7 protein-coding genes are annotated in these 12,833 nt (G+C 74.3%); 5 read left to right on the plus strand and 2 right to left on the minus strand.

Translation table 11 applies throughout. The features are described from left to right. Positions 1-99 precede the first annotated feature (99 nt). The 3 genes from yicI to ACZ3YL_RS26625 all read left to right on the plus strand — a co-directional run bounded on the left by yicI (position 100) and on the right by ACZ3YL_RS26625 (position 6,774). On the plus strand, positions 100-2,382 hold the full coding sequence (yicI, locus tag ACZ3YL_RS26615) for an alpha-xylosidase (protein ID WP_465660094.1): 2,283 nt from the start codon (positions 100-102) through the stop codon (positions 2,380-2,382). 138 nt (positions 2,383-2,520) lie between these two features. Then, a complete protein-coding gene (locus ACZ3YL_RS26620) occupies positions 2,521-4,503 on the plus strand; it encodes a glycoside hydrolase family 31 protein (protein ID WP_465660095.1) in 1,983 nt (660 codons plus the stop codon). Between the two features lie 132 nt (positions 4,504-4,635). After that, positions 4,636-6,774 (plus strand): alpha-galactosidase, encoded by a 2,139-nt coding sequence (locus ACZ3YL_RS26625; RefSeq protein ID WP_465660096.1) that lies wholly within the window; start codon positions 4,636-4,638, stop codon positions 6,772-6,774. 61 nt (positions 6,775-6,835) lie between these two features. Here ACZ3YL_RS26625 and xylA read toward each other — a convergent pair whose 3' ends face one another. Next, on the minus strand, positions 6,836-8,008 hold the full coding sequence (gene xylA, locus ACZ3YL_RS26630) for a xylose isomerase (protein WP_465660097.1): 1,173 nt from the start codon (positions 8,006-8,008) through the stop codon (positions 6,836-6,838). Positions 8,009-8,107: 99 nt separating this feature from the next. Between xylA and xylB the strand changes: the two genes are divergently transcribed. Further along, positions 8,108-9,538, plus strand: a complete 1,431-nt coding sequence (xylB, locus tag ACZ3YL_RS26635; protein WP_465660098.1) for a xylulokinase — start codon at positions 8,108-8,110, stop codon at positions 9,536-9,538. Positions 9,539-9,610: 72 nt separating this feature from the next. Further along, positions 9,611-10,768 (plus strand): ROK family transcriptional regulator, encoded by a 1,158-nt coding sequence (locus ACZ3YL_RS26640; protein WP_465660099.1) that lies wholly within the window; start codon positions 9,611-9,613, stop codon positions 10,766-10,768. Between the two features lie 21 nt (positions 10,769-10,789). Here ACZ3YL_RS26640 and ACZ3YL_RS26645 read toward each other — a convergent pair whose 3' ends face one another. Beyond that, on the minus strand, positions 10,790-12,793 hold the full coding sequence (locus ACZ3YL_RS26645; protein ID WP_465660100.1) for an alpha-amylase family protein: 2,004 nt from the start codon (positions 12,791-12,793) through the stop codon (positions 10,790-10,792). Positions 12,794-12,833 lie beyond the last annotated feature (40 nt).

Here is a 12,833-nt window from a genome sequence, read left to right on the forward strand (position 1 = left end):
CGTCGACCACGACACCCTGACCCGAACCCCCAAGGACAGCTACCACTGGTACCGGGGCCTGATCACCGCGCACCGCGCGCGGACGGAGGAACCTGCCCGATGAAGTTCACCGACGGCTACTGGCTGATGCGCCCGGGCGTCACCGCGCGCTACGCCACCGAGGTCGCCGACGTCCGCGCCGATGAGCAACGGCTGACCCTCTACGCGCCCGTCAAGCACGTGCGCGGCCGCGGTGACACGCTCAACAGCCCGCTGCTGACGGTCGAGTGCTGGTCCCCGGCCGAGGGCGTGATCGGGGTGCGCACCACCCACCACGCCGGCTCGGTGCGGCGCGGGCCCGAGTTCGCGCTGCCCGGCGCCGAGCAGGGCAGCGGGAAGGTGCGCCGGGACGGCGACGTGGTCGAGCTCAGCGCCGGCGAACTGACCCTGCGGGTCGACACCGCCCAGCCGTGGCAGCTGGAGTTCACCGCCGACGGCCGGGTGCTGACCACGGCGGGCGAGCGCGGCACCGGCTTCGTCACCGACGCCGACGGCCGCCACCACATGCTCGGCCGGCTCGCCCTCGGCGTCGGTGAGCTGGTCTACGGCCTGGGGGAGCGGTTCACCCCGTTCGTCCGCAACGGCCAGGTGGTGGACATCTGGCAGGCGGACGGCGGCACCAGCAGCGAACAGGCGTACAAGAACGTGCCGTTCCACCTGACCAACCGGGGCTACGGCGTCTTCGTCAACCACCCCGGCAAGGTCGGCTACGAGATCGGCTCCGAGGCCGTCGGCCAGGTGCAGTTCAGCGTCGAGGACCAGTCGCTGGAGTACTTCATCGTCCACGGCCCCACCCCCAAGCGGATCCTGGAGCGCTACACCGCCCTCACCGGCCGCCCCGCGCTGCCCCCGGCCTGGGCGCTCGGCCTGTGGCTGACCACCTCCTTCACCACGGACTACGACGAGGCCACCGTCAACCGCTTCGTCGGCGGCATGGCCGAGCGAGGCATCCCGCTGAGCGTCTTCCACCTCGACTGCTTCTGGATGCGCGAGTACCAGTGGTGCGACTTCGCGTGGGACGAGGACACCTTCCCGGACCCGGCCGGCATGCTGGCCCGGCTCAAGCGGCAGGGGCTGCGGATCTCCGCCTGGATCAACCCGTACATCGCGCAGAAGTCGGAGCTGTTCGCCGAGGGCATGCGCGAGGGCTACCTGGTGCGCCGCCCGGACGGCACCGTCTGGCAGTGGGACCTGTGGCAGCCGGGCATGGCCCTGGTGGACTTCACCAACCCCGCCGCCCGGGACTGGTACACCGGCAAGCTGCGCACCCTGCTGGACATCGGCGTGGACTGCTTCAAGACCGACTTCGGCGAGCGCATCCCCACCGACGTGCTCTGGCACGACGGCTCCGACCCGGAGCGGATGCACAACTACTACACCCAGCTGTACAACCAGGCGGTGTTCGAGCTGCTCCGCCAGGAGCGCGGGGAGGGGGAGGCGCTGCTGTTCGCCCGGTCCGCCACCGCGGGCGGCCAGCAGTACCCCGTGCACTGGGGCGGCGACTGCGAATCGCACTTCAACGCGATGGCGGAGTCGCTGCGCGGGGGCCTGTCCCTCGGCCTGTCCGGCTTCGGCTTCTGGAGCCACGACATCGGCGGCTTCGAGGGCACCCCGACCCCCGCGGTCTTCAAGCGCTGGACCCAGTTCGGCCTGCTCTCCTCGCACAGCCGGCTGCACGGCAGCAAGTCCTACCGGGTGCCGTGGGAGTTCGGCGAGGAGGCCGTCGAGGTCACCCGCGAGTTCACCCTGCTCAAGCACCGCCTGGCGCCCTACCTCCAGCACGCCGCCCAGCAGGCCCACGCCACCGGCCTCCCGGTGATGCGCGCGATGGTGCTGGAGTTCCCGGACGACCCGGCCGCCGCGACGCTCGACCGGCAGTACCTGCTGGGCGACGACCTGCTCGTCGCCCCGGTCTTCACCGAGGACGGCACGGTCGAGTACTACGTGCCCGAGGGGACGTGGACCAACATCCTGACCGGCGACCAGATCACCGGCCCGCGCTGGGTGCGCGAACGACACGGCTTCCACACCCTGCCGCTGCTCGCCCGCCCGGACTCCGTCGTCCCGCTCGGCGCGGATGACCAACGCCCGGTCTCCGCCTGGGCCGAGGGCGTCGAACTGCGGGTGCACGCCTTCGCCGACGGCGCCGAGCGCACCGCCGTGATCCCGCGCACCGACGGCCCCGGCGAGAGCGCCCGCTTCCAGCTGCGGCGCACGGGCGACCGGCTCCGGGTGACCACCGACAGCCCGCACCCCTGGCAGCTGCGGATCGGCGGCCCGGACGGCGCCCTGCACGTCAGCCCGGCCGGCACCTTCGAGGCCGAACTGCCCTACCCGGCCTGAGGCCGGCCCCCGGACGCGAGGTCCCGGGCGCCACCGCAAGGGCGCGCGGGCCCCGCGCTTCCTCCTCCCGGCACCCGGAGGCGCACTCGGGCGCCGGCCCGCACACACCCGCCACCGGAGAAGAAAGAGGAATCACCCTTGCCCTACAGCATCCGCGCGGGCGGCCTGGAACGGCACACCGCCGCAGAGGTCCTGCGCATCGAGCCCTGGGGGCCGGACGCCGTCCGGGTGCGGGCCTCGGCCGGGACCATCGACCCCGCCGCCCCCGGCGCGCTGGCGAGCCCCCCGCCCTCGCCGCCCGCCGAAACGTCCGTGGCGGACGACGGCCGTGCCCGCCTGGTCAACGGCCGCATCGCCGTCGAGGCCTCGGCGGACGGCCGGCTGACGTTCCGCCACACCGGGTCGGGCCGCGAACTCCTCGCCGAGCGCAGCCCGCACGCACATCACGCCGGCTCCCGCCGCCACGCGGCGGGCGGCCGGACGGAACAGTCCTTCGAGGCCTACGACGGTGAACGGCTGCACGGCCTGGGGCAGCACCCGCACGGGCGGCTGGACCAGAAGGGCTGTGTGATCGACCTCGTCCAGGCCAACACCGTGGCGGCGATCCCCTTCCTGCACTCCTCGCGCGGCTACGGACTGCTGTGGAACAACCCCGCCACGGGTCGCGTCGACCTGGGCGCCGACACCACCCGGTGGACCGCCGACGCCGGCGGGCGCATCGACTACTGGATCACCGCCGGCGACACCCCGGCCCGGATCCTGGATTCCTACACCCGGGCCACCGGCCGACCGCCCCTGCTCCCCGACTGGGCCTCAGGCTTCTGGCAGTCGAAGCTGCGCTACCGTACCCAGGACGAACTCCTGGCGGTGGCAAGGGAGTACAAGGAGCGGGGACTGCCGCTGTCGGTCATCGTCTGTGACTTCTTCCACTGGCCGAGGATGGGCGACTGGCGCTTCGAGGAGCGGGAGTGGCCCGATCCCGCCGCCATGGTCAAGGAGCTGACGGACCTCGGGGTGAGACTCGCCGTCTCGGTGTGGCCCACCGTCGAGCCCGGCAGCGACACCTACGACGGGTTGCGCCTGGCCGGGCACCTCGTCCGGGACGCCGACGGCGGCCTGCTCACCTACCCGTGGCCGTCCCGGTACGGCGGGGACGCGCTGATCCGCCCCATGGCGTACTACGACGCGACCCACCCCGGCGCACGCGCCGCACTGTGGCAGCGGCTGAGCGACAACTACCGTTCGCCGGGCGTGGCGTGCTTCTGGCTGGACGCCTGCGAACCCGACCTTCCCCCTGACCGCGCCGAGCGCGCCGTCTACGCGGCCGGGCCGGCGGCCGAGGCCGCGAACCTCTACCCGCTGGAGCACGTCCGGGGAGTCGCCGACGGCCTGCGCGCGGCGGGCGAGGACCGGCCGCTGTCGCTGGTCCGCTCCGCCTGGGCGGGCAGCCAGGCCCACGGGGCCCTGCTGTGGTCCGGCGACATCCCGACGACCTTCGACTCCCTCGGGCGCCAGATCAGGGCGGGCCTGAACGTCGCGATGAGCGGCATCCCCTGGTGGAACACCGACATCGGCGGCTTCTTCGGCGGCGACCCGGACGACCCGGCGTACCGCGAGCTGCTGATCCGGTGGTTCCAGTACGGCACCTTCACTCCCGTCATGCGGCTGCACGGGGACCGGGAGCCCAACCACCCCGCCTTCGCCACGGACATGACCGGCGGGCCGAACGAGGTCTGGTCGTACGGGGAGGAGGCGTACCGCATCCTGCGCGAGCACCTGGTGCTGCGCGAGCGCCTGCGCCCGTACCTGAGCAGGCTGTCCGAGGACGCCCACCGCACCGGCGCCCCGCCGATGCGCCCGCTGTTCTTCGACTTCCCCGAGGACGAGCGCGCCTGGGAGACGGACGACCAGTTCCTGCTCGGCCCCGATGTCCTGGTGGCACCCGTCTACGAGGCGGGCGCCCGGGCCCGCCGGGTGTACCTGCCGTCCGGCGCCCGCTGGCTCGACCCGGTCACCGGGCGCCTGCTGGAGGGCGGTACGACGCTCGACGCCGAAGCCCCGCTGGAACGCATCCCGGTCTTCGTCCGGGAAGGTGCGGACGTCGCGGCCAGGCTCGGCTGATCCCCGCCGAAGCCCCTCCCCGCAGGGCGGAAGCGACCGCACGGCCTCTGCGCCGCACGGCCGCCGTGCTGCCAGGGTGTAGCTCGGCGCCCGCCGGGCACCGCACCAGGACCCACCCCTGACGAGGACGACATGACTGAATCGAACGTCATCGTGCTGACGGCCGGCGATGCGGCCCTCGCGCTCGACACCGCCGGCCCCGGGCTGCCCCGCGTGCTGCACTGGGGCGTCGATCCCGGCTTCCGCGCCGGTGACGCCGCGCAGGTGCTCGACGCCATGGGCCGCGGCCCGGGCCACCGGGCCGGGAGTCTGATGCCCTTCCAGGGGCAGGGCTGGTTCGGACGGCCGGCCCTGGCCGGGCACCGCGACGGCCGGGTCCGCCCCCTGCGGTTCGAGCTCGCCGAACCGGTCAGCGCGCGTGCCCGGGACGGCCGGGGCGGTGTCGTCCACGTGCGCGCCCTGGACCGTGGCGCGGGGCTCGCACTGGACACCGAGCTGGAGATGACGGCGCACGGCGTGGTACGGCTACGCCACGCCCTGACCAACACGGCGACCGACGCCTACACGCTGGACGGACTGGTGTGCGTGCTGCCGGTACCCGCCCACGCCGCGGAACTGCTGGACTTCGCCGGCCGCTGGGCCCGTGAGCGCTCCCCGCAGCGCGCCCCGCTGCGCCAGGGCGTGTGGTCGAGGGAGAACCGCCGTGGCCGGACCGGCTTCGACGCCGGGCTGCTGCTCGCCGGCACCGAGGGCTTCGGCTTCCGGCACGGCCAGGTCTGGGGCGTGCACTCCGCCTGGAGCGGCAACCACGTCCAGTACGCCGAGCGGCTGGCCGACGGTACGACGGTCCTCGGCGGCGGCGAACTGCTGGACGCGGGTGAGGTCCGGCTGGCGGAGGGCGGGTCCTACCGGACCCCGTGGGTGTACTTCGCGACCTCCGGCACAGGTCTGGACGGGATCAGCCGCGGCTTCCACGACATGCTCCGAGACCGGCCCCGCCACCCGTCCACCGCGCGGCCGGTCACCTTGAACATCTGGGAGGCGGTCTACTTCGACCACGACCCCGAGCGGGTGCGCGCCCTCGCCGACACCGCGGCGACGGTCGGCGTGGAGCGGTTCGTCGTGGACGACGGCTGGTTCCGGCACCGCCGCCACGACCGGGCCGGCCTCGGCGACTGGTACGTCGACCAGGAGGTGTGGCCCGACGGGCTCGGCCCGATCGCCGACCACGTCCACGGCCTCGGCATGCAGTTCGGTCTCTGGTTCGAGCCCGAGATGGTCAACCCCGACTCCGACCTGGCCCGAGCCCACCCCGACTGGTTCCTCGCCGATGCCGAGCGCCTCCCGTTCGAGCAGCGCAACCAGCACGTCCTGGACGTCGCGCACCCCGACGCCTTCGCCCACCTGCTGGAGCGGATCAGCACCCTGGTCGGGGACGTGGGCATCGACTACCTCAAGTGGGACCACAACCGCGACCTGGCCGACGCCGTCCACGAGGGCCGGCCCGGCGTGCACGCGCAGACGACGGCGGTCTACCGACTCCTGGACGAGCTGCGCGACCGCCATCCCGGGCTGGAGATCGAGTCCTGCTCCTCCGGCGGGGCCCGCGCCGACCTCGGCATCCTGGAGCGGACGGACCGGATCTGGGGATCGGACAACATCGACCCGATCGAACGCCAGGCCATCCAGCGCTGGACCGGTCTCCTCCTGCCCTACGAGCTGATCGGCTCCCACGTCGGCTCCGCCCCCGCCCACATCAGCCGCCGCGACACCACGCTCGCCTTCCGCTGCGCCACCGCCCTGTTCGGCCACGCCGGCATCGAGTCCGACCTCGCGAGGTGGTCACCGGAGGACCTGACCGCGCTCACCGCGTGGGTCAGCGCCTACAAGCAGCTGCGGCCGCTGCTCCACGGTGGCGACGTCGTCCGCACCGACCACCCCGACCCGGCTGCCTGGGTCCACGGCGTCGTCTCCCGTGACCGGACCCACGCCGTCTTCGCCTACGTCCAGCTGGACACCTCCGTCGCCGAGAACGGCGCGCCCGTACGCCTGCCGGGCCTGGAGCCCACGACCCGCTACGCCCTGCGGGTACGCCCCGAACTCTCCGCCCCCGAGCACACCTGGCCCGCCTGGGCGCGGCGTACGACCGCGCTCACCCTGACCGGCCGGTACCTCGCCGAGGTCGGCCTCGCCGCCCCGGGCCTGACCAACCACCCCGGCCACGCACTGGTGGTCGAAGCCCAGGCACAGCCACCCGCCTCGCGGGGGTGAACCCACGACGGAGCGAGCCGGGTCGTGCCATCCGCACGGCCCGGCTCGGTCGCGGATACGGTCAGCGGGCGCCGAGGAGGTGTTCGAGGGCCAGCTGGTCCAGCTGCTCGAAGGCCATGCCGCGCCGGGCGGCTGCGTCGACGTCGAACTCCTCGAACGCGGAGCGGTCCGCCAGCAGTGCGGCCAGGCCGTCCTGCGCGGTGGGGAGGGCGAGTTCGGGCAGCCGGGAGGCGGCGAGCGCGGACCGGACCTCCGGGTCGGCCCGGAAGGCGCGGGAACGCTCCGCCAGCAGCAGGTAGTTGCGCATGCAGGCCGCCGCCGAGGCCCAGACGCCGTCGAGGTCCTCGGTGCGCGGCGGCTTGAAGTCGAAGTGCCGGGGGCCGTCGTAGCCGGCCGTCTCCAGCAGGTCGACCAGCCAGAAGGCCTGTCGGAGGTCGCCCGCGCCGAAGCGCAGGTCCTGGTCGTACTTGATGCCGGACTGGCCGTTGAGGTCGATGTGGAACAGCTTGCCGTGCCACAGGGCCTGGGCGATGCCGTGCGGGAAGTTGAGCCCGGCCATCTGCTCGTGGCCGACCTCGGGGTTGAGGCCGACCCGGTCGGGGCGCTCCAACTCGTTGATGAACGCCAGGGCGTGGCCGACCGTGGGCAGCAGGATGTCCCCGCGCGGCTCGTTCGGCTTGGGCTCGATCGCGAAGCGCAGGTCGTAGCCCTGCTGCTCGACGTACTCGCCCAGCAGGTCGAAGGCCTCCTTCAACCGGTCCAGCGCGGTGCGCACGTCCTTGGCCGCGCCGGACTCGGCGCCCTCCCGCCCGCCCCAGGCGACGTGGACCGAGGCGCCGAGCTCCACGGCCAGGTCGATGTTGCGGATCGTCTTGCGCAGCGCGTAGCGGCGTACGTCGCGGTCGTTGGCGGTGAAGGCGCCGTCCTTGAAGACCGGGTGGGTGAACAGGTTGGTGGTCGCCATCGGGACCGTCAGCCCGGCGGCGTCCAGCGCGGCGCGGAAGCGCTTGACGCTCTGCTCGCGGGTGGCGTCGCCCGCGCCGAAGGGGATCAGGTCGTCGTCGTGGAAGGTGACGCCGTAGGCGCCGAGTTCCGCCAGCCGCTGCACGGTCTCGACCGGGTCGAGGGCCGGGCGGGTGGCGTCGCCGAAGGGGTCGCGCCCCTGCCAGCCGACGGTCCACAGACCGAAGGTGAACTTGTGCGCGGGGGTGGGGGTGAGGGCGTCGCTGGACATGGAGCGGCTCCGGATCTGTGCCGAGGGGTGTTTGTCAGGGCTCTCAACAAATTAGTATGCCGGAACGTCAGAAGTAACCCCCCCGCACCGGAGGAACGCATGGCTGAGCAGCGTGTCGTGATCGGCTTCGACAGCTCGACCCAGTCCACGAAGGCGCTCGCCGTCGACATCGACACCGGCGCCGTCCTGGGCCAGGGCCGCGCCCCGCACACCGTCAGCACCGGCGTCGGCCGCGAGAGCGACCCCGAGCAGTGGTGGGAGGCACTCGGGGAGGCCGCGGCGCGAACGGGCTGGGCGGACCGCGCGGCCGCCGTGTCGATCGCCGGCCAGCAGCACGGCCTGGTCACCCTCGACGAGGCCGGAGCGCCCGTCCGCCCGGCACTGCTCTGGAACGACGTCCGATCCGCGTCCCAGGCCGCCGAGTTGAAGGCCGCGATCGGTGCGGCGGAACTCGCCCGCCGCACCGGCAGCGTGCCGACCGCCGCCTTCACCGCCGCCAAGTGGGCCTGGCTGCGCGCCGAGGAACCCGCCGCCGCCGACCGCGTCGCGGCCGTCCGCCTCCCGCACGACTTCCTGACGGAGCGGCTCACCGGCGAGGCGGTCACCGACCGGGGCGACGCCTCGGGCACCGGCTGGTGGGGGCCGGACGGCTACGACCAGGACGTCCTCGCCCGCCTCGGTCTCGACCCGAAGCTGCTGCCCGAGGTCCTGCCCCCGGGGGCGAGGGCCGGCGTCGTCCGCCCCGGGACGCCGCTGCGCGAGGGCGCGCCGGTGGCCACCGGCACCGGCGACAACATGGCCGCGGCCCTCGGGCTCGGCCTGCTCCCCGGGCAGCCGGTGCTCAGCCTCGGCACCTCCGGCACCGTCTACGCCGTCGGCCGGACCAGACCGGCGGACCCGACCGGCACCGTCGCGGGCTTCGCCGACGCCCTCGGCCGCTGGCTGCCGCTGGCCTGCACGCTCAACTGCACCCTCGCCGTCGACCGCTTCGCCGTCCTGCTCGGACGCGGCCGTGACGAGGTCGAGGACGGCGGCACCGTCGTCGTCCTGCCCTACCTGGACGGCGAGCGCACACCGGACCTCCCGGGCGCCTCCGGCCTCGTCCACGGACTGCGCCACGACACCACCCCCGGGCAGTTGCTCCAGGCCGCCTACGACGGCGCCGCCCACGCCCTCCTCACCGCCCTGGACGGCGTGCTGCGCGCGGGCGGAGCGGACCCGGCGGGCGACGAGCCGCTGCTGCTGATCGGCGGCGGCGCCCGCGGCCGGGCCTGGCAGCAGACCGTCCGGCGGCTCTCCGGCCGGGCGGTCCAGGTGCCCGACGCCCAGGAGCTGGTCGCGCTCGGCGCCGCCGCCCAGGCCGCCGCCCTCCTCACCGGCGAGCCCGCCGACACCGTGGCGCGCCGCTGGCGGACGGCCCACGGACCGGTGCTGGAGCCGGTGAAGAAGGACGACGACGCACTGACGCGGATCGGGGATACCCTGCGTCGGGCCGGGGCCTTGCAGGGCGCCCCGGCCGGGGACCGGTAGGAGGGACGGCGCGTGACAGTGGTCGGCAGGGCGAGCAGGAGCGCGGAGAACGGGCCCGCGTCGCTGCAGGACATGCGACGGCAGAACCTCGCGGTGGTCCTCGGCGCCGTCGCCGCGCACACCCCGCTCTCCCGCGCGGACGTCGCCGGCCGCGTCGGGCTGACCAGGGCGGCCGTCTCCTCCCTGGTCGACGAGCTGATCGGTCGCGGCGCGGTGACCGAGGCCGTGGCCACCGCCAGCGGACGGGTCGGCCGACCCGGGCGGGCGCTGGCCGTGAGCGGCGAGGGCCCGGCGGGCCTCGGCCTGGAGATCGGCGTCACCCACCTCGGCGCGTGCGTCGTCGACCTGCGCGGCGAGCCGCGGGTGTGGCGCCGGCTGGAGCGGGCCAACGCGGGCCGGCCGGCCGGGCAGGTGCTGGCGGAGGCCGCCGCGCTGGCCGCCGAGGCGGAGGCGGAGGCCGCGGCCCTCGGGCTGCGCGTCGACGGCCGCGTCCTGGCCGTCCCCGGGGTGGTGCCGAACGGCGCCGACGGGCTGGTCGAGCGCGCGCCGAACCTCGGCTGGCACACCGTCAGGCTCGCCGACCACTGGCCCGACCCGGACACCGTGCCCGAGCCGGAGAACGAGGCCAACCTCGGGGCGCTGGCGGAGTACTGGAACGCCGAGCAGCCGGTGGAGACCTTCGTGCACGTCTCCGCCGAGACCGGGATCGGCGCCGCCCTGGTCATCGACGGGCGGCTGTTCCGGGGTGCCCGCGGCTTCGCCGGCGAACTCGGCCACCTCCCCGTCCACCCGGACGGCCCCGGCTGCGCCTGCGGCGCCCGCGGCTGCCTGGAGCAGTACGCGGGCGATGCGGCCGTGCTGCGCGAGGCCGGCCTCGCGCCGCACGGCCCGGGCGATCCGGTCGCCCTGCTCGCCGAGCGGGCGGGCGCCGGGCACCCGCCCACCCTGCGGGCACTGGACCGAGCGGGCCGCGCCCTCGGCCTGGCCCTCACGTCCGCCGTCGACCTCATCGACCCGGACGGCCTCGTCCTCGGCGGTGCCTACGCCGAACTGGCCGAGTGGCTGCTGCCCTCCGTGCGCGCCGAACTGGCCGCCCGGGTCACCGTCCGTCCGTGGGCCCCGGAGGCGCTGCGGCCGTCCGCCCTCGGCCGGCGCGGACCGCTGCTGGGCGCGGCCCAGACGACGGTCCGCCGGATCATGGCGGACCCGACCCTGCTGCCCGCCGGCTGACCCGGGGCCCGCGCCCCGCGGTCAGTCGTGCTCGACCACGACCATCGCGTGCCCGTCCGCGGTGGTGACCCGCACGTGGACGTACTCGCCGTCGTGCCGCCAGGCGAGTTCCTGCCCGGCGGGCTGCAGCCGCACCGAGCGCGGCGCGGCGGCGAGCCGGACGGCGACGGGCACGTCGACCAGCGGGAACGGGTCGTGCACCAGGTCCAGCTCCGGGGTCTGCCGGGACGGTACGAAGCTGATCAGGTGCACCACGGTGCCGGTGGCGGTCCGTACCACGGTGGTCTCCAGGTGGACCGGCCCGCCCGCCCGGACGAGCGGGTCCGGCAGGAGCCGGTCCAGGGCGGCGTCGAGCAGCTGACGGTACGTCTCCAGGCCGTGCTCGTGGAAGGACTCCAGCAGCGGTACGGTCACGGCGGCCACTCCGGCGCCGACGGCGACGGCCACCTCCTCGGTCGGGTCGGCCGGGGGAGTGTAGGAGTGGCCGCAGAACCGGTCCCAGGAGCGCGGGAAGTAGGGTGCCACCACCCGGGCCAGGACGTCGGCGCCGGGAACGGCCCGGGCGGTCAGCCGGGCGCCGTGGCTGATCACCGGGAAGTCCTCCGGGACGCCGGGGACACCTTCGCAGGCCAGGAAGACCTCACCCGCCGGAGCCGGTGCCAGGTCCTCGACCGGGAGGTCGGGGAGGGCCGGTTCGGTGCCGTTCCGGAGCAGCGCGGGCCCGACCAGCAGCACCGCGCCACCGGCCCGCCGGTACGTCCGCAGGCGCTCCGCGAGGGCGTCGTCGACCGTCGTGGTCTCCGGCACCACGACGGCCCGGTACCCGCTCAGGTCGGCCGTCGGCGGTACCACGTCGAACTGCGCGCGGAGTTGCTGGAGCGCCCGGACGGCACCGATGTTGCTCGCGCCGGGGTTGTCGCCGAGGCCGGGGTCGGCGATCACGGCGAGCTCGCTGACGATCCGGCCGCCGTCGAGGAACGGCTCGCACTCCTCGATGTGCCGGTAGACCGAGCCGATCAGCTCGTACACCGCCGGGGCGGGCGCGCCGCGCGGGTGGAGCACGTCGCCCACGCCGCTGGTCAGACCGTGGCTCAGCATCTGGCTGCATTCGTAGAGCAGCGCCGCCCGGGGCTTGAGGGCGGCGCTGTCGCCCCAACTCTCGTGGAACCGCCCGGTGTGGCTGAGGGTCGGCAGCCCCAGCGGGCGGACGAAGCGGGCCACGTACGGGAGGAAGGCGTAGCCCCAGCCGCCGGTGGGCAGCCCCTCGATCTCGACGTGCCGGACGAACTGCCGCTCGTCGGGCAGCCCGGTCTTCGGGCGGCCGTTGAACCAGACGCCCTGGGCGGCGTCCGGGGGCAGGGCCTTCTCCACCATCGCCGAGTAGCGGGCCATGTAGCGCCGGGCCACCAGGTCCGCGTAGCGGGCTCGGTGGTCGGCGTCGGCCGGGTCCAGGCCGTCGCGGCGCATCCCGTCGACCGCCCAGCGGCTCAGGCTCGGCTGGTTCCAGCACATGTCGATGAAGATCCCGTCGACCGGGGCGAAGCGGCGCAGCACCTCGTCCAACTGGTCGGCGAAGTGGTCGGCGTAGGGGCTGGACATGTCGAGGACGTTCCAGCCCGCCTGGAACGCCGAGGTGGTCCAGCGGCTGATCTTCAGGTTCTCGTCGTGCGCGACCCATTCGGGGTGCTCCTGGGCGGCGTACTCGTCGACCTGGAGGGACAGGTAGATCGGCGCCCGGATGCCCACGGCGTGCAGGGCGTCGATCTGAGCGGCGAGGAGGTCCAGGCCGGGGGCGAGGCCGGGGTGGCGTTCCGGGCGTTCGGTGCCGTAGTAGAGGCGGCCGTGGTGGCACTTGGCGAAGACGGTCACGCTGTCGACGCGGGCGTCCCGGAAGGCCTGGGCGAAGGCCACCGGGTCGAAGTCCCGTCCCACGTCGGGGATGTCGGGGCTGGTGTGGAAGTCCAGGTGCACGGTTCGCCGGGGGAAGCGGGCTTCGGTGTGAGCGTTCACATTGCCTCGGGTCATGGGATGGTTTATAGGAGGTGTGCACCGAGGAGTCCAGGGG

The organism is Kitasatospora sp. NPDC023176, assembly GCF_055560495.1.